Here is a 20982-nt window from a genome sequence, read left to right as displayed (position 1 = left end):
TTCCTCCTGCGGACGACCTGGCCCGGTGCGGCAACGCACCGGGTCTTTTTTTGCATGTCGGCAGCTTGACCGATCGCGGCGCTTCACCCGGACGCGCACCACGGTCGCGACGCCGGCGATCAGCCCTTGCGGACGTCGGCCGGGGCGAGGCGGCGGATGTCGAGTGCATCCACCCCGGCGACCGCGACGGTGCCGAGCATGCGATCGCCCGTCTCGACCATGATCCCGTCCAACGTCGAGCGGAGCTGTCCCCAGCCGACCTCGCGCACGATGATCCGGCCGCCGAACCGGCGCATCACCGCGACCCGCCCGTAGACGTCGACCGCCAGCGCACCGCCGCCATCGGCACCGACCACCGCACCGCGGGTCGCGAAGCCGGGCAGCGCGGCCTCCGCCGCGGTTGCGGCGTCCTCCGGCGCGGCGATGCGGCCGGGCCGATTGCGGCGCAGCGCCCAGACTGAGAGGATCAGCACCGGCACCGCGGCGCCTGCCCCGGCGACGGCGATCGGCAGTGCGGCGATGGTCATGCCTGCGGCGGCGCCTCGTCGGCGGCGGGGTGCGCGGCGGCGAGCGCGTCGAGCGTCGGACGCAGGCCGCCGAGGTCGTAGCCGGCGGCGCGCGCCTGCTGGACCAGCACCTCTGGGTCGCGCCCGGCCTTGGCGGCGGCGAGCGCCCAGAGGTTGCAGCTGCGTGTCCCCGACCGGCAATAGGCGAGCACCGGGCCATCGGCCGCGACCAGCGCCGCTGCCATGGCATCGAGCTGCGGGTGCGAGAAGCCGGCGTGGGTTACGGGGATCGCCGTATAGGCTAGGCCCTGCGCCTCGGCAGCGGCGCGGATCGCCTCGCCCGACGGCTGACCCGCCTCTTCCTCGTCGGGACGGTTGTTGACGATCGCGACGAAGCCGGCCGCCCTGATCGCGGCGAGGTCGTCGGGGGCGATCTGTGGCGCCACGCTGATACGGTCGTTGATGGTGCGGATATCGGCCATGCGAGCGCTTTACGCGATCGGTGGAGGAGCGTCAGCCCAAATTGGATAATCCATTAACCGATTTGACAGGACGGTCACGCCGCGTCGCGGATCACCTCCAGAAAGGCCTCGCCATAGGCGTCGAGCTTGCGCGCGCCGATCCCCGACAGCAGCGCCAGTGCGGCGCGGCTCGCCGGTCGCTGCGCCGCCATGTCGCGCAGCACCGAATCGTGGAAAATGACATAGGGCGGCACCCCCGCCTCCTTGGCGAGATCGCGCCGGCGGGCGCGCAGCGCCTCGAACAGCGGATGATCCGCGGGATTGGCGGTAGCCGGCGCCTCGCCACGCTTGCGCGAGCGGACGCGCTTGGGCGGCACGACCAGCGACAGCCGCTCGCCCCCCTTGAGCAGTCCCCGCGCGCCGGGACCGAATTCCAGGCCGCCGTGCGCATTGGTACGCAGCGCATCGCGCAACAGCAAAGCCCGGTGCACCGGCTTGAGCAGCGCCGCTTCCTCGCCGTCGACGATGCCCCACACCGAAAGCGCCTCGTGCCCGTTCATCAGGCTGCGCTCGGTCGACTGGCCGAGCAGCACCTGCTCGATATAGCCGGCGCCGAACATCTGGCCGGTACGGAACACCGCCGACAGGAATTTCTGGGCGGTTTCCGTGGCATCGACGGCGTCCGGCGAGCCCAGGCAATTGTCGCAATTGCCGCAATCCTCGCTGAGCTCCTCGCCGAAATGCTTCAACAATATGCGTCGGCGGCAGCCGGCCGTCTCGACCAGGGCGCCCAGGGCCGCGAGTCGCGTGCGCTCGCCGGCCTGCCGCTCCGGCTCGACCTCGCCGATCCGCTGGCGGGCGCGGGCGAAATCCTCCGCCCCCCAGAATAGATGGGCGACCGCCGGATCGCCGTCGCGCCCCGCCCGGCCGGTCTCCTGATAATAAGCCTCGATCGACTTGGGCAGGCCGGCATGCGCGACGAAGCGGACGTCGGGCTTGTCGATGCCCATGCCGAAGGCGACCGTGGCACAGATCACCATGTCTTCCGACGCGACGAAATCGGCCTGGTTCCTGGCGCGGACGTGCGGTTCTAGACCGGCGTGATAGGCCCGCGTCGGGCGGCCGGTGCGGGCCAGCGCCTCCGCCAGCTTCTCGGTCGCGGCGCGGGTCTGGGCGTAGACGATGCCGGGGCCGGGCGTCGCCGTGATCAGATCGGCGATCTGCTTGTTGGTGTTCGCCTTGGGGGTGATATTGTAGCGGATGTTGGGCCGGTCGAAGCCGCTGACGATCAGCCCGTCGCGCGGGATGCCGAGCTGCTGCAGGATGTCGGCGCGGGTATGCGCGTCGGCGGTCGCGGTCAGCGCCAGCCGCGGCACGTCGGGGAAGGCATCCATCAGCGGTTCGAGCAGGCGGTAATCGGGGCGGAAGTCGTGGCCCCATTCGCTGACGCAATGCGCCTCGTCGATCGCGAAGAGGCTGAGCTTCGCCTGGCCCAGCAGCTCGCGGAAATGACCGGACGATGCGCGTTCCGGCGCCACATAGAGCAGGTCGAGCTCGCCGGCGCGGAAGCGGGCGATGGTGTCGGCGCGATTGTCGTCGGCGCTGGTCAGCGTCCCGGCGCGGATGCCGACCGCCTGCGCGCTGCGCAACTGGTCGTGCATCAGCGCGATCAACGGGCTGACCACGACGCAGGTGCCCTCCAGCATCACCGCCGGCAATTGATAGCAGAGCGACTTGCCCGCGCCGGTCGGCATCACGCCCAGCGTCCGCTCGCCGGCCAGCACGCGGCTGACCACGGCGTCCTGCACCCCTCGGAAAGCGGGGAAACCGAAGACGCGTTGCAGGGTGGGGAGGGGATCCATCGCGCGCGATATAGAGACGGGGTCGAGCAGGCGGAAGCGCCCCGTCCGGCGTGTCGGATCGAAGCGCGAGACGAAAAAGGCGGCCCGGTGCCAGCACACCGGACCGCCAGGTGACGCCTAGGGAGCTATCCAGGCGTGTCTCGGATACGGATCAGAGCGCGTTGCCGGTCGCGCCGTTACCGGCGGCGGGAGCGCCGTCGACCGGCGTCAGGGCATTGTCGGCCGGCGCGTCGAGATTGCCGGCGCCGATCGCGTCATAGCTGTTGTCCGCCACGCCCTCGTCGTTGAGGGTCAGCGTCTCGTCGGCAGCGGCGCTGTTGTTGGCGACGTCCTGCTTGTGACAGGCCGACAGGCCAAGTGCGGCAGCGGCGACGAGCGGCAGGGCGATACGGAATTTCATTTAGGCTTCTCCATGGTGAAAAGGTGCCCCGCGCACGGTCGCGCCGAGCAGGGTGAAAAAGGCGCGGCTGGCGGGCGAGCGCGCGACATCCCATTCCGGGTGCCATTGCACGCCGAGCACCGCGCCGCCGCAGGGTGACGCGGATACCGCCTCGACCAGCCCGTCGTCGGCGCCCGTCGCCTCGACCGACAGGCCGCCGCCGAGCCGGTCGATCCCCTGCTGGTGCACCGAATTGACGCGCAGCCGGGTCGCCCCCGTCGCATCGGCAAGACAGCCCGCCGTGGCCAGATCGACGTCATGGCCGTGGCCGAACAATGCGGCGTAATCGCCGTCCCACGATCCGGCATGATGCCGCGCCGTCGGCGCCAGCGAGCCGCCGAACAGCACGTTGATCTCCTGCAGGCCGCGGCAGATGCCGAACACGGGTTTGCCGGCCTCGATCATCCGGTCCGCGAGGGTCAGTGCCACCGCGTCGCGGCCGGGGTCGCTGCGCGCATCGTCGGCCAGCGCCGGTCCGCCATAATGCGACGGCGCGACATGCGAGCGCGATCCGGTCAGCAGCAGCCCGTCGAGGATCGCGGCGAGCGCATCGGCATCGACCGCCTCGGGCAGCGCCGGCACCAGCAGCACGTTGGCGTCCGCCAGATCGGCGAGCGGCCGGACGAAGCGACTCGCCACCGTCTGCACCGGGCGGCCGGCATCTTCGTTGCAGCACAGGATGCCGATCAAGGGCTTGGCGCGTCGGCCCATCACGCCCCCGCCAGTTCGTCGCGCAGCGCATGGGCGGCGCCCGCGGGCAGGACATGGGCCTCCGGCTGGGTCACCACCGCGCCGGCGGGGACGTCGGACAAGAGCCAGACGTTGCCGCCGATCGTCGCGCCGGTGCCGATCGTGACCCGACCGAGGATCGTCGCACCGGCATAGATGACGACATCGTCGCCGACGATCGGATGGCGGGCGAAGCGGGTGCGCGGCCCGTCGCTCGCCAGGCCGAGCGGAGTGCGCGCGCCCAGCGTGACATGCTGGTAGAGCCGCACCCGGTCGCCGATGATCGCGGTCTCGCCGATCACCACACCGGTGCCATGGTCGATGAAGAAGCGTTCGCCGATCGTCGCGCCGGGGTGGATGTCGATGCCGGTGCGCGCATTGGCGAGCTCGGAGATCAGCCGCGCGACAATTGGCGCGCCGAGATCATGCAGCGGATGCGCCAGCCGGTGGTGCAGGCTGGCGATCGCACCGGGATAGCAGAGCAGGATTTCGTCGGTGCTGCGCGCCGCAGGGTCGCCGACGAAGGCGGCGGCGATGTCGCTGTCGACCAGACGGCGGATATCGCCGAGCTGCGCTGCGAACAGGCGCACGATCGTCGCAGGCTGGTCCGGATCGAAGCGCGCCTGCGACTCCGCCTGCCAATAGGCGAGTTCGTGCGCGATCTCCCGCTCCAGTTCGGCGAAGGCGGCGGTGATCCGTGCCGCGACGAAGCGATCCTCCTCCGCCGGGCTGCCGCGCAGCTGGCCAAGACGGCGCGGATAGAGTGCTTCCGACAGCAAGGTGACGACGCGCTCGATGGCGCCGAGCGAGGGGAAGGCGGCCTGGCCGCGGGCCTCCGGCTGGGTCGCCCGCCATGCCTGGCGTTGTGCCGCCAACGCGGCCACCGCGTCGCTGATTGACGCGCCGGCCAGCGAAGCACGGGAAGGCAAAGGAAGCGGGTTCGCCATGCCGCGGGAGGTTATCCCATCGGAATAGTGGGAATAGGAAGAAAAGCTTTATCGAGGTGAAGTCCGACTCGATGGCGGGACGGTCAGGCGGCGGTCGGCGGCGCGTCGTGCGGGGTGGCGGGGTCCTCGCCGATCACCACCGCCAGACTGCCCAGGATGATCAGCACGCCGCCGCCGGCGAGTGCGGCGGTGAGCCGGTCGCCGAACAGCGCGACGCCCAGGATCGCGCCCATCAACGGCTCGATGTTGATGAACACGCCGGCGCTGGCGCTGCCGACCCGCGACGATCCGAACTGCCAGGCGGCGGTGGCGAAGGTGGTGGCGAGCAGGCCTTGGCCGACGATGCCTGCCCAGGCGGCGGCGCTCAGGTCGAACCGGGGCACGCCGTGCATGACCAGCGACACCGGCAGCACGGTCAGCGCGGCGACGACGACGGTGACCGACGGCATCGCCATCGGATGGCGCGTGCTCGGCGCCGCCTTCAACGCGTAGAACCAGCCGAGGAACAGGATCAGCGAGCCGAGCGACAGCAATACGCCGAGCAGCGAGCCCGCCCCGCCGGGATCGCCGGCGATCAGCGCCGCGCCCGCGGTGGCGGCGGCCACGCCCGCCCAGCTCAGGCCGCTGGTCCGCTCGCCGAGCAGACGCGCGGACACGGCGATCAGCGCCGGCATCGCGCCGACTAGCAGCGCGGCGAGCGTGACGCTGACCCGGGCCAGCCCCTCGAACTGGACCAGGAAGGCAAGGCCGTAGAGCGACCCGGCGAGCAGCACCGCGGGCGAGGCGAACAGCGCGCGCGCCTCACGCCCGAGCACGAAGGGCAGGGCCGCGACCGCGGCGACGGCGAAGCGGAGCAATACCATATGCGCCGGCGTCGTCTCGCGCAGCGCCAATTTGCCGAGCGGAAAGCCGAGGCTCCAGCACAGGCCGGCGAGGATCAGCGCGGCGAAGGCGGTGCGGCGGCTCATGCGGTCGATCCGAGGAAGGCGCGCATCGCCGCTTCCGCCGGGCGGTGATCGAGGTCGTGCCGCGCCAGCCAGGCATCGTCATAATAGGTGCAGGCGTAACGGTCGCCGCCGTCGCACAGCAAGGTGACGATGCTGCCCTCTTCGCCGCGGTCGCGCATCGCATCGGCAAGCTGCGCACAGGCGATCAGGTTGGTGCCGGTCGATCCGCCGACGCTGCGGCCGAGCGCGGCGCTCAATGCGCGCATCGCGCCGACGCTGTCGGCATCGGCGACCGCGATCATCCGGTCGATGACGTGGCGGACGAAGCTCGGCTCGACGCGCGGTCGGCCGATCCCCTCGATGCAGCTGCCCTCGCCATCGGCGAGTGTCGTCACCGCCGGATCGGCGAAATGGCGGTGGAAGACCGATCCCGCCGGGTCGGCGACGCACAGCCGGGTCGCATGCCGCTGGTAGCGGAGGAAGCGGCCGATCGTCGCCGAGGTGCCGCCGGTGCCCGCGCCGCAGACGATCCACGACGGGACGGAATGTTCCTCCTCGCGCATCTGCGCGAAGATGCTTTCGGCGATATTGTTGTTGCCGCGCCAGTCGGTGGCGCGCTCGGCATAGGTGAACTGGTCCATGTAATGGCCGCCGGTGTCGGCGGCGAGCCGATGCGCGGCGGCATAGACGTCGCGGGGATCGTCGACCGCGTGGATCTCGCCGCCCTGGAAGCGGATCGCCGCCAGCTTGGGCGGCGCAGTCGCCGCCGGCACCACGGCGATGAAGCGCAGGCCGAGCATCCGCGCGAAATAGGCTTCCGACACGGCGGTCGATCCCGACGACGATTCGATCACCACCGTGTCCGGCCCGATCCAGGCGTTGCACAGGGCGTAGAGGAACAGCGACCGGGCTAGCCGATGTTTCAGGCTGCCGGTCGGGTGGCTGCTCTCGTCCTTCAGATAGAGCGTGATGCCCAGATGCCGGGGCAGCTCGACGCGGATCAGATGGGTATCCGCCGAGCGGTTGTAGTCAGCCTCGATCCGCCGCACCGCCTCGTTGAGCCAGCCGCGATCCGCCCGCTGCATCGATGTCGTCATGTCCTGCCCTTCCCGCCGCGCCCTGTAGCGAGTCCCGGCGGCCATCGACAGCATGCGCGCCGATTTTTGCTGCCCGGCGGCGCGGCAGGCGAACGATAAGCGACCCGATCTTTACCGGCATCCAGCATTTCTTGTGTCGTTTCCCGGTCGCCCCACCCTAGATGATCGTGATGACAGACGCAGTTCGCAGCCGCCTGCCCTCGTTCGGGATCCAGGTGTTCGCCGGCATGGCCATCGGCCTCGCGCTCGGCTTCGTCGCGCGTCAGACCGGCGCGCCCGGGCTGGCCGAGGGGCTGCGCATCGTCGGCGACCTCTTCGTCCAGCTGCTCAAGGCCCTCGTGGTGCCTTTGGTCTTCACCGCCATCGTCGCATCGATCGCCGCGCTGCGCGATCTCAACAATGCCGCGCGGCTGGTGGCGGGGACGTTCCTGTGGTTCGGGATCAGCGCGCTGATCGCGGTCAGCATCGGCCTGACGCTCGGCACCGTGCTGCAGCCCGGCGCGCACGCCGGGGTCAGCGCGGCGGCGGCGGTGCGGCCGGACACGGCGGGGTCGTGGCTCGACTTCCTGCGCGGGCTGGTGCCGGTCAACATCTTCGCGCTGGAGGCATCGACGACGGTCGCCGAGGGCGGCGCCACGACCAGATTGTCGTTCAACGTCCTGCAGCTGATCGTCGCCGCGGTCGCGATCGGCGTCGCCGCGGTGCGCGTCGGCGAGCCGGGGGCGCCGTTCCTCGCCTTCAACGCTTCGGCCCTGGCGATCTTCCGGCGCATCCTGCGCTGGGTGGTGCGGCTGACGCCGATCGGCACCGGCGCGCTGCTCGGCAGCGCGGTGGTGCGCTATGGCTGGCAGTCGCTGTCGGCGCTCGGCACCTTCGCGGTCGCCGTCTACATCGGTCTCGCGCTCGTCCTGTTCGTCGTCTACCCGCTGCTGATGCTGGCCAACGGCATCAGCCCGCGGCGCTTCTTCGCCGCCGCCTGGCCGGCGATCCAATTGGGCTTCGTCTCGCGCTCCTCCATCGCGACCCTGCCGGTCACCGAAGAGGTGGTCGAGCAGCGGCTGGGCGTGCCGCGCAGCTACGCCGCCTTCGCCGTCCCCTTCGCCGCGACGACCAAGATGGACGGCTGCGCCGCCATCTACCCGGCGATCGCGGCACTGTTCGTCGCGCAATATTACGGCATTCCGCTGCACGGCGTGGACTATCTGCTGATCGTGCTGGTGTCGGTGCTCGGCTCGGCGGCGACCGCGGGGCTGACCGGCGCGCTGGTCATGCTGACGCTGACCCTGTCGACACTCGGCCTGCCGCTGGAGGGCGCGGGGCTGTTGCTGGCGATCGACCCGATCCTCGACATGGGGCGGACCGCGGTCAACGTCGCCGGGCAGGCGCTGATCCCGACGATCGTCGCCAAGCGGCAGGGCCTGCTCGGCGAGGAGCGCCACGGCGAGGTGGCGCTGGCCTGAAGTCCGGCCCCGCTAGGCCGCAGGCGATCAGGCGGTCGCCAGCGGCGCGAAGCGGGCGACCTGCCGGCCGATCAGGCTCAGCTGCTCGACCACCGCCGGGTCGCTCGCGCCGCCCTCTTCGTCGAATTTGGTGACCTGCGTGTTGATCGCCGCGGCGAAGGGCGTCGGCCAGCCGCGCAAGGCATGGACGATCGAGCGCAGCGCCGCGATCGTCGATCCCGTCGCCTGCCAGCCGTAGGCGGTGGCGATCAGCCCGACCGGCATGTCGGCGAGATACGGCCGCGCGTCCCGCGAGGTTTCCTCGAGCAGGTCGAGCGCATTCTTGACCACGCCGCTGATCGACCCGTGGTAGCCGGGACTGGCGATGATCACCGCGGAGGCGCGCCGCACCGCATCGACGAACGCCATCTCGTCCGGCGTGCGCGCCGTCGCGCGCGGATCGTAGAGCGGCAGGCGGACGAGATCGGCGCCGCCGAACAGCTGCGTTGCGAAGCCCTCGCGCGCGGCCGCGTCGAGCGCGATGCGGAGCGCGCGCTCGGTGGACGAGACGCTGCCGACCGTGCCGCCGATGCCGACGACGAGCGGGGAAGTAGAGGCCATGGGCCGAGCAGATAGCGTGGCCGCCGCCGCGGCGCCAGCGTCCCGCTCTGGCCTTCGCGCCGCCGTCACGGTAAATGCGCCACGGTTAACGGCGCGAACCCTTGCCTTCAGCCGCTTTAGGATAGTAATACACCTCATGGCTGACCGCTGGGACGAGCCGATGCGTCAAGACCCCGTCGACCCTCCGCGCCGCAGCGCGATCGGCCAGCGTTACGCGCTGGACGACCTGCCGCCGTCATCCCCGCCGCCGCCGCCGCCGCGCGATACCGACGGCTGGGATCGGCATTTCGGCGAACCCTTCGTCGATCCCATCGAGCCGCCGGTCCGCCGCAACCGCGGCATCGGCCGCTGGGTGGTGCGCGGGCTTGCGGCGTTCATCGTCCTGTTCGTCGTCGCGGTGGGCTGGCTGGCGCTGACCGCGCCTTTGTCCAAGTCGCTGCAGCCGCCGACGCCGCCGTCGATCACCCTGACCGCGGACGACGACACGCCGATCGCGCGGCGCGGCGCGATCATCGGCGCGCCGGTTGATGCGGCCAAGCTGCCCAAGCACGTCACCCAGGCGTTCCTGGCGATCGAGGATCGCCGCTTCTACAGCCATTGGGGCATCGATCCGCGCGGCATCCTGCGCGCCTTCGTCCACAATGTCGGTTCGGGCGGGGTGCGCGAGGGCGGCAGCACGATCACTCAGCAGCTGGCGAAGAACGCCTTTCTCGATTCCGATCGCACCGCGACGCGCAAGATCCGCGAGGTCATGATCTCCTTCTGGCTGGAGGCATGGCTGACCAAGGACCAGATCCTGTCGCGCTATCTGTCGAACGTCTATTTCGGCGACAACGTCTACGGCCTGACCGCGGCGTCGAAACATTATTTCGGCCGCAAGCCGGAGGACATGAACATCGGCCAGGCGGCGATGCTCGCCGGCCTGGTCAAGGCGCCGTCGCGGCTGGCGCCGACGAGCAACCTGGCTGGGGCGAGGAAGCGCGAGATGGTGGTGGTCGCGGCCATGGCCGACGCCGGCTTCCTGACCAAGGCCGAGGCCGCGGCGGTGCAGCCGCAGCGCGTGCTGTCCAGCCGCCCGGAGCAATTGCCCAGCGGCACCTATTTTGCCGATTGGGTGCTGCCCGAGGCTCGCGATCGCGCTGGCGCGGTGAAGAGCGAGGCGACGGTCAAGACGACGCTCGACCTGCGGCTGCAGAAGACCGCAGAGCGCGTCATCCGCCAGGCGGGTCTGCGCCAGGCGCAGGCGGCGATCGTCGCCATGCGCCCCGACGGCCGCGTCGTCGCGATGGTCGGTGGCAAGGATTACGGCAAGAGCCCGTTCAACCGTGCCACCCAGGCGCGGCGCCAGCCCGGATCGACGTTCAAGCTGTTCGTCTACCTCGCCGCGATGCGCGCCGGCATGACGCCCGATTCGATGGCCGACGATTCGCCGGTCGAGATCGCCGGCTGGAAGCCGAAGAACGACGATGGCCGCTATCTCGGTCAGATCCCGCTACGTCGGGCCTTCGCCCGCTCGTCCAACGTCGTCGCCGCACGGCTGACGCAGGAAGTCGGCGTGCGCAACGTCATCAAGGCGGCGCGCGACCTCGGCATCTCCACCCCGATCGCCAACGAGGCGACGATCGGCCTCGGCACCTCCGAAGTGTCGCTGCTCGAACTCACCGCCGCTTATGCCGCCATCTCGCAGGGCCGCTATCCAGTCGAGCCACGCGGGCTGGAGGAGCCGGCGAACAAGGGCTGGTACCAGTCGCTGACCGGCGGCGCGAAGAAGCTCGACGACGACACCCGCGCCAAGATGCTCGACCTGCTGTCCTCGTCGCTGCGCGGCACCGGGCGCGAGGCGGCGCTGACCGTTCCGGCCTATGGCAAGACCGGCACCAGCCAGAGCAACCGCGACGCCTGGTTCATCGGCTTCGCCGGCGATCTGGTGGTCGGCGTCTGGGTCGGCAACGACGACAGCTCGCCCAACCCCGGTTTGCACGGCGGCGGCATTCCGGCGCAGATCTGGCGCAACTTCATGGTCGCCGCGCTCGGCATCGCCCCGGTCGAGAAGCCGGTGATCGTCGAGGAGAATGCGATGGATCCGGAAGTGCTCGACAATAGCGAGGATCCGGTCGGCGATCTGATCGGCGGCGCGCTCGACCGGACACTGCCCGAGGTCCAGGGCGCGCTGCGCGGCGCGGGCATCGACCTCAATACCGATCGCGACGGCAGCATCTCGATCACCCCGCGCCGCGACCGCGACGGCCCGCCGCCACCGCGCGATCCGCGTCGCGGCGAGGACGGTCCGCCGGAGGATGACGGGGGCTAAGCTATCCTCCCCGCCAGCGGGGAGGATAAAGGGGGAGAGATATGAACAGGGACCTGAAGCTCACCACCGCCCTGGCCGCCGCCTTGCTGGCGGGCGGCTGCGACCGCCAGCCCAAGGACAATGGCTGGACCACGGCGCAGGACACCGCAATCTGCACCGATGCGCAGGGCAACCGCGTCGCCGACGCCCGTTGCCGCCGGACGGCGTATGCGCATGGTGGCGCGGGCAACGCCTTCGCCTGGTACTTCCTCGGCCGCAATGCGCGCCTGCCCTATCTCGGCGAGCGGGCCAGCGGCGGTTCGTTCGCACGCAGCCCGTCGGCGCGCTACGCCTTCGCACCCGCGAGCAGCGCTGTGACGCGCAGCGCCGCGATCAGCCGCGGCGGCTTCGGCAGCGCCGGCCGCTTCTTCGGCGGCGGCCGGTCGTGATCCGCCTCGCCCAGCCGCCGCGTGCCGACTGGCAGCGGATCGTCGAGGGGCAGGGGCTGATCTGGCACACCGCCGATGGTCGCCCCTATTGGGACGAGAGCGTCCATTACCGCTTCACGGCGGCGCAGATCGACACGATCGAGGCGGCGACCGCCGAACTCTACCGCCTGTTCCTCGCCGCCGGCGACGCGATCCTCGCCGATCCCGCATTGCTTGCCCGGTTCGACATTCCGGCCGCCTTCCACCAGCCGATCCGCGACGCCTGGGCCGCCGAGCCGCCGGCGCTCAATATCGGCCGCTTCGACCTCGGCTATGACGGCGCGGGGCCGCCCAAATTGTTCGAGTTCAACTGCGACACGCCGACCTCGCTGCTCGAGGCGGCGGTGGTCCAGTGGGACTGGAAACAGGCGGTCTTCCCCGCGCTCGGCCAATATAACGGCCTGCATGAGGCTTTGGTCGCCAAATGGCGCGACCTGGCGGACTATCTGCCGCCGCGCGTCCACTTCGCCCATGCCGACGAGGATAGCGGCGAGGACGCGCTGACCGTCGCCTATCTGCGCGACACGGCGGCGGCGGCAGGGATCGAGACGGTGCCGCTGCTCGTCGACGACATCGGCTGGGACCATGACGCGCATCGTTTTGTCGATGCCGACGACGCGCCGATCGCGGCGCTGTACAAGCTCTATCCCTGGGAATGGCTGACGCGCGAGGCCTTCGCGCCGCAACTCGCCGACAGCCTGGCCACCGGCAGCACGCTGTGGATCGAGCCGGTGTGGAAGATGATCTGGTCGAACAAGGCGATCCTGCCGATTCTCTGGCAGCTCAATCCCGGCCATCCCAATCTGCTGCCGGCGAGCTTCGACATTCCCGACGGCGATGCCGTCGCCAAGCCGCTGCTCGCGCGCGAGGGCGCCAATGTCTCGATCCGCCGCGGCGGTCGCGTCGTCGCCGAGGCAGCGGGCGCTTATGCCGACCAGAGCTATGTCTATCAGGCGCTCTACCCGCTGCCCGAACCGGCGCCGGGCTGTTTCCCGGTGATCGGCAGCTGGATCGTCGATGGCGCGCCCGCCGGCCTCGGCATCCGCGAGGATGGCCTGATCACCGGCAACACCGCACGATTCGTGCCGCATGTGATCGAGGGCTGAGCCGCCCGGCGGTCGTCCGGCCGACAGGCTGGATGACCGCCGATGCCGGTCTTGTTGGCTGGCTCAGGTCATTGCCACAGCCGGTCGCGCGATCACACGGCCTGCCGGCATGCCCGCGCCTGCGACGGGATGCAGCACGACCCGGATCGCCGGGGCGGCGAGCGAGCGGGCGCGGAAGCGGTCGAGCGGCAGATAGGTTACTGGCATGTCGCGCCTCCGGCGTCGTGGAACGGGTTGAGCCCGTGCTGGGCGAGGAATTGGTAAAGGCCGGTCATCAGCGCCTGCGCCGCAGGCACCGAGGCGGCGACGCGGCCGACCACGACACGCTCCAGCTGCGGCTCGGCCTTGCTGTGGTCGCAATGCACCGTCTCCAGCGTGATCGTGACGATGCCGTTGATCACCGACAGGCCGGAGACGCCGTTGGCGACGATCTCCGGGGAAAACGGATTGTCGATCAGCGGCACGGCCGGCTGGGGCACGGGCTGCGGGGTCGGATGTGGGAACAACTTCACGGCTGCACCGCCCGTCCGTTGCCGGTCACCGCGACCGGCTGCGTCGGTCGCCCGTCGTCATGCCGGGTCGGCGTTGCGCGATAGGGCAGTCCGCCCATGATCCAACCGAACATCTTGATCTCCATCACCATTTTCACGCACCGGCGCTGCGCGACCGGCGATGAGTGTTGTGGAAAAGACACATCGCAAGAAAATTGCGAAAGATGTCCGGGCGGTGACGCGCATTTTCTCGGTTGGATGCGACGCGTCGCCGCCGCATGGACGCGGGCATGCGCTTCTTTTCCGACAATGCCGCCGCCGTTCATCCGCTGGTGATGACCGCCATCGCCCAGGCCAACACGCTCGACACCGCCTATGACGGCGATGCCCGGTCGCAGGCGCTCGACGCGCGCGTCTCCGATCTGTTCGGCACCGAGGTCGCGGCGCTGTGGGTGCCGACCGGCACCGCCGCCAATTGCCTGGCGCTGGCTGCCCTCTGCCCGCCGCACGGCGGCGTCGTCTGCCACCGCGACGCGCATATCCAGAATGACGAGGGCGGCGCGCCGGAATTCTACACCCATGGCGCCAAGCTGTTCCTCGCCGACGGCGACGGCGCCAAGCTGACGCCGGAGACGATCGCGGCGGTGATCGACGCGATCCCCGACGACGTCCACCGGGTGCAGCCGCATGCCATCTCGATCACCAACGCCACCGAATATGGCCGGGTCTACACGCCGGCCGAGGTCGCCGCGATCGGCGATCTCGCTAAGGCGCGCGGGCTGGGCCTGCACATGGATGGCGCGCGCTTCGCCAATGCGGTGGCGACGCTCGGCTGCTCGCCGGCCGAGGTGACCTGGCGCGCCGGCGTCGACGCCCTGTCGTTCGGCTTCGTCAAGAACGGGGCGATGAGCGCGGAACTGCTCGTCTTCTTCCGCCCCGATCTGGCCGCCGTCACGAAATACCGCCGCAAGCGCGCCGGCCTGCTCTTCTCCAAGGGCCGCTATCTCGCCGCGCAGGTGCTGGCGATGCTGGAGGACGATCTGTGGCTGGCCAATGGCCGCGCCGCCAATGCGCGCGCCGCGGCGCTGGCGGGCGCGGCGGGGTCGCGGCTGGTCCATCCAGTCGAGGCGAACGAAGTGTTCCTGCGCGCCACGCCCGACGAGGCGGCGGCACTGCGCGCGCAGGGCTTCGACTTCTACGATTGGGCGGCGGGTGAGATCCGCTTGGTCACCGCCTGGGACAGCGACGAGAGCCAGGTCGCGGCGCTCGCCGCCGCGATCGGCGCGCTGTGAGGTTCGGGTCATGAGCGGGGCCGCGCCGCCGCAATCGACCCGCGCGGCGATCCTGATCCCGTTCGCGATCGTCACTTTGATCTGGGGTTCGACCTGGCTGGTGATCCGCGACCAATTGGGCGTGGTGCCGCCGAACTGGTCGGTGACCTACCGCTTCATCGTCGCCGGCACCGCCATGGCGATCGTCGCCGCGGTGAAGCGGGAAAGCTTCCGGCTCGACGCCCGTGGCTGGCTGTTCGTGCTGGGCGTCGGCATCTGCCAGTTCTGCCTCAACTTCAACTTCGTCTACCGGGCGGAACGGCACATCACCTCCGGTCTGGTCGCCGTCGCCTTCGCGCTGCTGCTCGTGCCCAATGCGGTGTTCGCGCGTCTTTTCCTCGGCCAGCGGATGGGACGGCAGCTGGTCGTCGGCTCATTGATCGCGATGGCCGGGATCGCCCTGCTCTTCCTGCACGAGGCGCGCAGCGGCGCCGGCAGTCTCGCCGATACGCTCGCCGGCCTCGGCCTGACCGGTTGCGCGATCCTCGCGGCGTCGAGCGCCAACGTGCTGCAGGCGACGCCAACCGCGCGGCGCTATCCGATGCTCAGCACGCTGGCGCTGGCGATGCTGGCCGGCGCGGCGATCGACGGCACGCTCGCCTTTGCGCTCACCGGGCCGCCGGTGGTAGAATGGCGGATCAGCTATTGGGCGGGCATCGCCTATCTCGGCCTGTTCGGCTCGACCCTGTCCTTCCCGCTCTACTATCGCGTGCTGCGCGTCATCGGCCCGGCCAAGGCGGCCTATTCCAGCGTCATCGTTCCGGTGATCGCGATGCTGCTGTCGACGCTGTTCGAAGGCTATCGCTGGTCGCCGCTCGCCGCGGCCGGCGCGGTGCTGACCGGCATCGGGCTGGTCGTGGCGCTGAGGGCGCGCAGGCCGAACCGGTAATCGGGGTAGCGCGGCGCCCAGCCGAGCAGGCGCTTCGCCTTGCCGTTGGCGACCCGGCGGTTCTCCGCATAGAAGCCGCGCGCCATCGGCGACAGGCTGGCGAGATCGACCAGCGGCGGCGCAGGCAGGCCGAGCAAGGCCGCGGCATAGTCGACAACGTCGTCCTGCGCGCACGGATAATCGTCGGCGAGATTGTACGCCCCCGCCGGCGCGGTACGGGCGGCGAGCACGCCGGCGACGATGTCGTCGACATGGACCCGGCTGAACACCTGATCGGGCAAGCCGACGCGATGCGCGCGCCCCTCCCGGACCCGCTCGAGCGGCGATCGGCCGGGGCCGTAGATGCCGGGCAGCCGGAACACGCGCGCCCCTCGGGCCAGCCACGCCGCATCCGCCGCGGCGCGCGCCGATCGCCGCCCGCCGCCGGTCGGGGCGCTCTCGTCGACCCACGCGCCTCGCGTGTCGCCATAGACGCCGGTCGACGACAGATAGCCGAGCCATGTATGCCCGTGCTCCTGCGCACGCAGGAGCCCAGGGTTATCAGCCGTACCGCTGGTGGCTCTGGGTTCCTGCCTGCGCAGGAACACCTGGTGGTCGCCGTAGCGCACCAGCACCGGGTCCGTCTCGCCCTCCGGCGGCACGGACGACAGCACATGGCTCGCCTTTGCCAGCGCCGCGCGCACCGCCGCTTCATTGTCGAAGCGCAGCGTCCCGTCACGCCCGTCGCGGGTCGTGCCGACCACCGTCCCCGGCCACGCAGCCGCGATGCGGCTGGCGGTATAACCGAGGCCGAAGATCAGCAGCATCGCGTCACTTGGTCATCACGCCCTTGTAGGTGGTGCCGAAATAGTCGCCCTTGTTCCACATCGGCCGCACCGGCCCGTCGGCGATCTGACGCGCGATCGCATAATTGGTCGCGACGAAGCGGACGCCCTGGTCCCACAGGATCGGCTGGGTCAAGTCGTCGCCCGGCCGGTGGTATCGGTGCGACAGGAAATCCTCGAACTTGGCGCGCCCCTCGCCCTTCATCCCCGGCCACAGGAAGACGCTGGGAATGCCCTGCTTGACGAAGTTGAAGTGATCGGAGCGGACGAAGAAGCCCTGTTCTGGCATCGGGTCGGGCGACAGATCGACGCCCTGCGCATTGACCGCGGTCTTGACGATCGGCCCCAGCGTCGAACGGTCGGCGCCAAAGACGATCATGTCCTCGAACTTGTAGAGCAGCACCGGCATGTCGAGGTTGACGTCGGCGACGATCGTCTTGAGCGGCACGGTCGGGTGGTTGGCGAAATAGTCGGATCCGACCAGGCCCTTTTCCTCGCCGGTCACTGCCAGGAACATGACGGTGCGCTTCGGCGGCTGGCCGCTCGCGGTAAACTTTTTCGCTTCCTCGATCAGGCTGGCGATGCCGATCGCATTGTCGAGCGCGCCGTTGTTGATCCGGTCCGCGTTCGCCGGCTGGCCGGGCCGTTCCGGGCTGACGCCGATATGGTCGAGGTGCGCCGACAGGATCACCACCTCCTTGCCCAGCACCGGGTCGGTGCCGGGGATGACGCCGATCACGTTGCTGCTCTTGCCCGGGGTGAAGGCGGTCTTGGTGGTGACGGTCAGCGTGCCGGCCAGCGCGACCGGCTTGTAGGCAGGATTGTCGCCCTGCGCCTGGGCGGCGATCGTCGTCCACGGCGTCCGCGCGCCGGCGAACAGCTTGGCCGCCGCCGCCTGGCTCAGCGTGCCGAGATAGGGGGTGGAGGCGGCCGGGCTGGTGCCGGTGCCGTCGGGCTTGGCCCAGGTCATGCGCGGCGCGTCATAATATTGCGCCAGCGCGGAAAACGGCCGCGCCCGCGGGCCGGCGCGCGGCGTGTCGATCGTCACCACGCCGACCGCGCCATGCTGCGCGGCGATCCACGCCTTGGTCGCTGGGCTGCTGAAATAGGCGCGCTCTTCGCCGCCGAAGGAATCGGGCGCGCCGGCGAAGATCGCGACGATCTTGCCGCGCACGTCGACCCCCGCATAATCGTCGATCTTGTACTGCGGCGCAACGATGCCGCGGCCGACGAAGACCACGGGTGCGGAGACGCTGGTCTCCGCCGCGGCGGGGTTGGCGCTGGGCACGAAATCCTCCCCGAAGACGAGCGTCTGCGGCTGCGCGCCCTTACCGGTCCAGACCATGTCGCCCTTCGACGCGGCCTTGTACGTCGTCAGCGGCACGGTCTGCAGATAGCCGCCGGCGTCGCCTGCCGGGCGCAGGCCCGCGGCATAGAATTGCGCGGCGACATATTGCGCCGCGATGTCGAATTCCGGACTGCCGGCCTCGCGGCCCCGCATCGCGTCGGAGGCGAGGAACAGGACATGCGCCTTCATCGCCGCCTGATCGGGGGGCAGCGGTGCGTTGATCGCGGCGACGTCGAGCGGCGTGTAGGACGAGGCCGGCAGCGTTGCGGCAGGCGGGGCGGCAGGCGCCGTCCCCGTCTGGGCGAGCGCGGAGGTCGAGAGCGCGAGCAGCGCCAGCGCGCCAATCTTCGAGATCATGTCGGCAGGTCCCCTGTACCCCTGGCGGGCTTATGTGTGGCAGCGGGGTAGCACAGCGCGGGCCGGGTGCAAGGTCACCATTCCCCTCCCGCTTGCGGGAGGGGAATGACGGCCACCCTTCCTTCGATGCAGGAGCAAGGAACATGGAACTCCTGGGCGCGCCGGGTATAGGTAGCGGATGCTCGACGTCCAGAACGCCCCCGCCCAGCCCGCCGTCATCCAGCGCGGCGATTATCGCCCGCCCGCCTGGCTGGTGCCGGACACGCACCTCGACTTCGATCTCGATCCCGCCGCCACCCGCGTCACCGCCTGCCTGTCGGTGACCCGCAACGGTGCGCACGACCAGCCGCTGCGCCTCGACGGCGCCGGGCAGCAACCCGAGTCGGTCATCGTCGATGGACGCCAGGTCAACGACTGGCGGATCGAAGGCGAACAGCTGGTCATCCCGCTCGCCGGCGAGCGTCACGTCGTCGAGACGGTCGTCACCATCGCGCCGGAGCGCAACACCCAGCTGATGGGTCTTTACGCGAGTGGCGGCAACCTCTGCACACAATGCGAGGCGGAGGGATTCCGCCGCATCACCTATTTCCCCGACCGGCCCGACGTGCTCAGCCGCTACACCGTGCGGATGACCGCCGACGCCACGCGCTTCCCGGTGCTGCTCGCCAATGGCGATCCGGTCGCGCAGGGCGAGGCGGGGGATGGCCGCCACTGGGCGGAATGGAACGATCCCTTCCCCAAGCCCTCCTATCTATTCGCGCTCGTCGCCGGCGACCTGGCGGTCAACCGCGGCAGCTTCACGACCATGTCGGGTCGCGAGGTGCAGCTCGGCATCTGGGTGCGCGAGGCGGACATCGCCAAGACCGACCATGCGCTCCACGCGCTGAAACTTTCGATGGCGTGGGACGAGCGTGTCTACGGCCGCGAATACGACCTCGACGTGTTCAACATCGTCGCGGTCGACGATTTCAACTTCGGCGCGATGGAGAACAAGGGGCTGAACATCTTCAACAGCCGCTACATCCTCGCCGATCCCGACACCGCGACCGACTATGATTACGACGCGATCGCGGCGGTCGTGGCGCATGAATATTTCCACAATTGGTCGGGCAACCGGATCACCTGCCGCGACTGGTTCCAGCTGTCGCTGAAGGAAGGCTTCACCGTCTATCGCGACCAGGGCTTCTCGGCGGACCAGGGCTCCGCCGCGGTCAAGCGGATCGAGGACGTGCGCGGCCTGCGCGCGGCGCAGTTTCCGGAGGATGCCGGCCCGCTCGCCCACCCGGTCCGGCCGGAAAGCTACCTCGAGATCAGCAACTTCTACACCGCGACCATCTACAACAAGGGCGCCGAGCTGATCCGGATGATGGCGACGATCCTCGGCCCGGCGAAGTTCCGTGCCGCGACCGACCTCTATTTCCGCCAGTTCGACGGCACCGCCGCGACCTGCGAGGATTTCGTCGCCTGCATGGAGCAGGCGGGCGGCGTCGACCTGACCCAGTTCCGCCTCTGGTACAGCCAGGCCGGGACGCCGCGCGTCTCCGCCAGCCTGGCGCATACGGCGGGCGAGGGGCGCGCGACGCTGCGCCTCGCCCAGCACGTGCCGGCGACGCCCGGCCAGCCGAGCAAGGCACCGATGGTGCTACCGCTCAAGGTCAAACTGTTCGGCGGCGAAAGCGGCCGGCCGCTCGGCGACGAGCGGCTGGTGATGCTGACCGATGCCGCCGACACCATCGTCTTCGACGGCATCGGCGAACGGCCGGTGCTGTCGATCAACCGCGGCTTCTCCGCGCCGGTGATCGTCGAAAGCGACCGCAGCGCCGCCGAACTCGCCTTCCTGTCGGCGCATGACGACGATCCCTTCGCCCGCTACGAGGCGATGCAGCAATTGATGCTCGACACGCTCGTCGCCGGCGCCATCGATGGCGCGCGCGCGGATCACGAGGCCGTGATCACCGCGGTCGCCAACACGCTGGACAATGGCGATCTCGATCCCGCCTTCGTCGCGGAGGCGGTGCTGCTGCCGTCGGAAAGCTTCATCGGCGATCAATTGGCGGTGGTCGATCCCGACGCGATCTTCCGCGCGCGCGAGGCGCTGCGTCGCGATCTCGGCCGTCGTCTCGCCGATCAGTGGCGGCGCGCCTATGCCGAGGCGCCGCAGGGCCCCTATGTCTATTCGCCCGGCGCCAAGGGCGGCCGCCGGCTGCGCAACGTCGCGCTCGGCTATATCGCCGCCAGCGGCGCGGCCGACGCCGCCGGCCTCGCCTTCCGCCAGTTCGAGGCGGCGGACAATATGACCGACCGCCAGGGCGCGCTGACCACGCTGGCGAACGGCCATTCCGACGAGCGCGAGGCGGCGCTCGACATCTTCTACAATCGCTATGCCGGCAATGCGCTGGTCATCGACAAATGGTTCCAGACCCAGGCGCTATCGTCGCGTGACGACACGGCCGCGCTGGTTGCGCAGCTGGCACGGCATCCCGACTTCACGCTCGCCAACCCCAATCGCGCCCGCGCGCTGGTCGGCGCGTTCGGGGTCAACCAGCGCGCGTTCAACGCCGCCGACGGATCGGGCTATCGCTTCCTCGCCGACCAACTGATCGCGCTCGACAAGCTCAACCCGCAGACCGCGGCAAAGCTGCTGCCGCCGCTCGGCCGCTGGCGCCGCTTCGACGCGGGCCGGTCGGAAAAGATGCGCCAGGAACTGGAACGGATCGTCGCCACGCCGGGCCTGTCGAAGGATCTGTTCGAACAGGCCTCGAAGAGCCTGGGCTGATCGCCGTCCGCAAACTCTCCCTTGGTCGGGAGGG

At 70.0% G+C, this 20982-nt stretch carries 20 protein-coding genes; 7 read left to right on the top strand and 13 right to left on the bottom strand.

What is annotated here, in order from left to right; genetic code table 11:
- Nucleotides 1-119 precede the first annotated feature (119 nt).
- The 8 genes from ACU5AX_RS16815 to ACU5AX_RS16780 form a co-directional block, all read right to left on the bottom strand.
- The gene (locus ACU5AX_RS16815; RefSeq protein WP_446691897.1) at nucleotides 120-527 is read right to left on the bottom strand and encodes a hypothetical protein; all 408 of its coding nucleotides are present in this window, start codon (nucleotides 525-527) and stop codon (nucleotides 120-122) included.
- Nucleotides 524-988, bottom strand: a complete 465-nt coding sequence (locus tag ACU5AX_RS16810; protein WP_446691896.1) for a protein tyrosine phosphatase family protein — start codon at nucleotides 986-988, stop codon at nucleotides 524-526. The genes ACU5AX_RS16815 and ACU5AX_RS16810 overlap by 4 nt, the downstream gene beginning before the upstream one ends.
- Nucleotides 989-1062: 74 nt before the next feature.
- Complete coding sequence (recQ, locus tag ACU5AX_RS16805) at nucleotides 1063-2829, bottom strand: DNA helicase RecQ (protein WP_446691895.1); 1767 nt, start codon at nucleotides 2827-2829, stop codon at nucleotides 1063-1065.
- Nucleotides 2830-2980: 151 nt separating this feature from the next.
- Complete coding sequence (locus ACU5AX_RS16800) at nucleotides 2981-3229, bottom strand: hypothetical protein (protein ID WP_446691894.1); 249 nt, start codon at nucleotides 3227-3229, stop codon at nucleotides 2981-2983.
- Nucleotides 3230-3979: a gamma-glutamyl-gamma-aminobutyrate hydrolase family protein gene (locus ACU5AX_RS16795; protein WP_446691926.1), complete on the bottom strand. Its 750-nt coding sequence runs from the start codon at nucleotides 3977-3979 to the stop codon at nucleotides 3230-3232.
- Entirely contained in the window at nucleotides 3979-4944 is a 966-nt protein-coding gene (epsC, locus tag ACU5AX_RS16790) for a serine O-acetyltransferase EpsC (RefSeq protein WP_446691893.1), read from the bottom strand. The genes ACU5AX_RS16795 and epsC overlap by 1 nt, the downstream gene beginning before the upstream one ends.
- Nucleotides 4945-5027: 83 nt before the next feature.
- Nucleotides 5028-5912: a DMT family transporter gene (locus tag ACU5AX_RS16785; protein ID WP_446691892.1), complete on the bottom strand. Its 885-nt coding sequence runs from the start codon at nucleotides 5910-5912 to the stop codon at nucleotides 5028-5030.
- A complete protein-coding gene (locus ACU5AX_RS16780; RefSeq protein WP_446691891.1) occupies nucleotides 5909-6988 on the bottom strand; it encodes a PLP-dependent cysteine synthase family protein in 1080 nt (359 codons plus the stop codon). The genes ACU5AX_RS16785 and ACU5AX_RS16780 overlap by 4 nt, the downstream gene beginning before the upstream one ends.
- A gap of 170 nt (nucleotides 6989-7158) precedes the next feature.
- On the opposite strand from ACU5AX_RS16780, the gene ACU5AX_RS16775 reads away from it, so the two are divergent.
- Nucleotides 7159-8448: a dicarboxylate/amino acid:cation symporter gene (locus ACU5AX_RS16775; protein ID WP_446691890.1), complete on the top strand. Its 1290-nt coding sequence runs from the start codon at nucleotides 7159-7161 to the stop codon at nucleotides 8446-8448.
- Between the two features lie 27 nt (nucleotides 8449-8475).
- On the opposite strand, the gene ACU5AX_RS16770 is transcribed toward ACU5AX_RS16775, so the two are convergent.
- Nucleotides 8476-9048, bottom strand: a complete 573-nt coding sequence (locus tag ACU5AX_RS16770; RefSeq protein ID WP_446691889.1) for an NADPH-dependent FMN reductase — start codon at nucleotides 9046-9048, stop codon at nucleotides 8476-8478.
- A gap of 136 nt (nucleotides 9049-9184) precedes the next feature.
- On the opposite strand from ACU5AX_RS16770, the gene ACU5AX_RS16765 reads away from it, so the two are divergent.
- The 3 genes from ACU5AX_RS16765 to ACU5AX_RS16755 are packed head-to-tail and all read left to right on the top strand — an operon-like array spanning nucleotide 9185 to nucleotide 12932.
- Complete coding sequence (locus ACU5AX_RS16765; protein WP_446691888.1) at nucleotides 9185-11359, top strand: transglycosylase domain-containing protein; 2175 nt, start codon at nucleotides 9185-9187, stop codon at nucleotides 11357-11359.
- Nucleotides 11360-11400: 41 nt separating this feature from the next.
- Complete coding sequence (locus ACU5AX_RS16760; RefSeq protein ID WP_446691887.1) at nucleotides 11401-11787, top strand: hypothetical protein; 387 nt, start codon at nucleotides 11401-11403, stop codon at nucleotides 11785-11787.
- Nucleotides 11784-12932, top strand: a complete 1149-nt coding sequence (locus ACU5AX_RS16755) for a glutathionylspermidine synthase family protein (RefSeq protein ID WP_446691886.1) — start codon at nucleotides 11784-11786, stop codon at nucleotides 12930-12932. Before ACU5AX_RS16760 ends, ACU5AX_RS16755 begins: the two co-directional genes overlap by 4 nt.
- 63 nt (nucleotides 12933-12995) lie before the next feature.
- Here ACU5AX_RS16755 and ACU5AX_RS16750 read toward each other — a convergent pair whose 3' ends face one another.
- Complete coding sequence (locus tag ACU5AX_RS16750) at nucleotides 12996-13139, bottom strand: hypothetical protein (protein WP_198354032.1); 144 nt, start codon at nucleotides 13137-13139, stop codon at nucleotides 12996-12998.
- Nucleotides 13130-13411 (bottom strand): hypothetical protein, encoded by a 282-nt coding sequence (locus ACU5AX_RS16745; protein WP_332837976.1) that lies wholly within the window; start codon nucleotides 13409-13411, stop codon nucleotides 13130-13132. Before ACU5AX_RS16745 ends, ACU5AX_RS16750 begins: the two co-directional genes overlap by 10 nt.
- A gap of 302 nt (nucleotides 13412-13713) precedes the next feature.
- Here ACU5AX_RS16745 and ACU5AX_RS16740 point away from each other — a divergent pair, with 302 nt between their 5' ends.
- Both ACU5AX_RS16740 and ACU5AX_RS16735 read left to right on the top strand, forming a co-directional pair.
- Nucleotides 13714-14715, top strand: coding sequence for a threonine aldolase family protein (locus tag ACU5AX_RS16740; RefSeq protein WP_446691885.1), 1002 nt, complete (start codon nucleotides 13714-13716; stop codon nucleotides 14713-14715).
- Between the two features lie 10 nt (nucleotides 14716-14725).
- The gene (locus ACU5AX_RS16735; RefSeq protein ID WP_446691884.1) at nucleotides 14726-15643 is read left to right on the top strand and encodes a DMT family transporter; all 918 of its coding nucleotides are present in this window, start codon (nucleotides 14726-14728) and stop codon (nucleotides 15641-15643) included.
- Here ACU5AX_RS16735 and ACU5AX_RS16730 read toward each other — a convergent pair.
- A complete protein-coding gene (locus ACU5AX_RS16730; protein ID WP_446691883.1) occupies nucleotides 15553-16449 on the bottom strand; it encodes a Rossmann-fold NAD(P)-binding domain-containing protein in 897 nt (298 codons plus the stop codon). The two genes, ACU5AX_RS16735 and ACU5AX_RS16730, sit on opposite strands and share 91 nt — an antisense overlap.
- 4 nt (nucleotides 16450-16453) lie before the next feature.
- The gene (locus ACU5AX_RS16725; RefSeq protein WP_446691882.1) at nucleotides 16454-18172 is read right to left on the bottom strand and encodes a M28 family metallopeptidase; all 1719 of its coding nucleotides are present in this window, start codon (nucleotides 18170-18172) and stop codon (nucleotides 16454-16456) included.
- A gap of 178 nt (nucleotides 18173-18350) precedes the next feature.
- On the opposite strand from ACU5AX_RS16725, the gene pepN reads away from it, so the two are divergent.
- Nucleotides 18351-20948, top strand: coding sequence for an aminopeptidase N (gene pepN, locus ACU5AX_RS16720; RefSeq protein WP_446691881.1), 2598 nt, complete (start codon nucleotides 18351-18353; stop codon nucleotides 20946-20948).
- Nucleotides 20949-20982 lie beyond the last annotated feature (34 nt).

Source organism: Sphingomonas benefaciens, assembly GCF_052907485.1.
Note: the sequence above shows the minus strand (reverse complement) of the source record. Positions and strands in the feature narration are given on the sequence as shown.

What these genes read in the sequence shown, in the direction of transcription:
- ACU5AX_RS16775 (WP_446691890.1), top strand. Translation starts at nt 7,159, where the DNA reads ATGACAGACGCAGTTCGCAGCCGCCTGCCCTCGTTCGGGATCCAGGTG.
- ACU5AX_RS16810 (WP_446691896.1), bottom strand. Translation starts at nt 988, where the DNA reads ATGGCCGATATCCGCACCATCAACGACCGTATCAGCGTGGCGCCACAG.
- recQ (WP_446691895.1), bottom strand. Translation starts at nt 2,829, where the DNA reads ATGGATCCCCTCCCCACCCTGCAACGCGTCTTCGGTTTCCCCGCTTTC.
- ACU5AX_RS16735 (WP_446691884.1), top strand. Translation starts at nt 14,726, where the DNA reads ATGAGCGGGGCCGCGCCGCCGCAATCGACCCGCGCGGCGATCCTGATC.
- ACU5AX_RS16815 (WP_446691897.1), bottom strand. Translation starts at nt 527, where the DNA reads ATGACCATCGCCGCACTGCCGATCGCCGTCGCCGGGGCAGGCGCCGCG.
- ACU5AX_RS16780 (WP_446691891.1), bottom strand. Translation starts at nt 6,988, where the DNA reads ATGACGACATCGATGCAGCGGGCGGATCGCGGCTGGCTCAACGAGGCG.
- ACU5AX_RS16785 (WP_446691892.1), bottom strand. Translation starts at nt 5,912, where the DNA reads ATGAGCCGCCGCACCGCCTTCGCCGCGCTGATCCTCGCCGGCCTGTGC.
- ACU5AX_RS16800 (WP_446691894.1), bottom strand. Translation starts at nt 3,229, where the DNA reads ATGAAATTCCGTATCGCCCTGCCGCTCGTCGCCGCTGCCGCACTTGGC.
- ACU5AX_RS16750 (WP_198354032.1), bottom strand. Translation starts at nt 13,139, where the DNA reads ATGCCAGTAACCTATCTGCCGCTCGACCGCTTCCGCGCCCGCTCGCTC.
- ACU5AX_RS16730 (WP_446691883.1), bottom strand. Translation starts at nt 16,449, where the DNA reads ATGCTGCTGATCTTCGGCCTCGGTTATACCGCCAGCCGCATCGCGGCT.
- epsC (WP_446691893.1), bottom strand. Translation starts at nt 4,944, where the DNA reads ATGGCGAACCCGCTTCCTTTGCCTTCCCGTGCTTCGCTGGCCGGCGCG.
- pepN (WP_446691881.1), top strand. Translation starts at nt 18,351, where the DNA reads ATGCTCGACGTCCAGAACGCCCCCGCCCAGCCCGCCGTCATCCAGCGC.
- ACU5AX_RS16795 (WP_446691926.1), bottom strand. Translation starts at nt 3,979, where the DNA reads ATGGGCCGACGCGCCAAGCCCTTGATCGGCATCCTGTGCTGCAACGAA.
- ACU5AX_RS16765 (WP_446691888.1), top strand. Translation starts at nt 9,185, where the DNA reads ATGGCTGACCGCTGGGACGAGCCGATGCGTCAAGACCCCGTCGACCCT.
- ACU5AX_RS16725 (WP_446691882.1), bottom strand. Translation starts at nt 18,172, where the DNA reads ATGATCTCGAAGATTGGCGCGCTGGCGCTGCTCGCGCTCTCGACCTCC.
- ACU5AX_RS16760 (WP_446691887.1), top strand. Translation starts at nt 11,401, where the DNA reads ATGAACAGGGACCTGAAGCTCACCACCGCCCTGGCCGCCGCCTTGCTG.
- ACU5AX_RS16740 (WP_446691885.1), top strand. Translation starts at nt 13,714, where the DNA reads ATGCGCTTCTTTTCCGACAATGCCGCCGCCGTTCATCCGCTGGTGATG.
- ACU5AX_RS16770 (WP_446691889.1), bottom strand. Translation starts at nt 9,048, where the DNA reads ATGGCCTCTACTTCCCCGCTCGTCGTCGGCATCGGCGGCACGGTCGGC.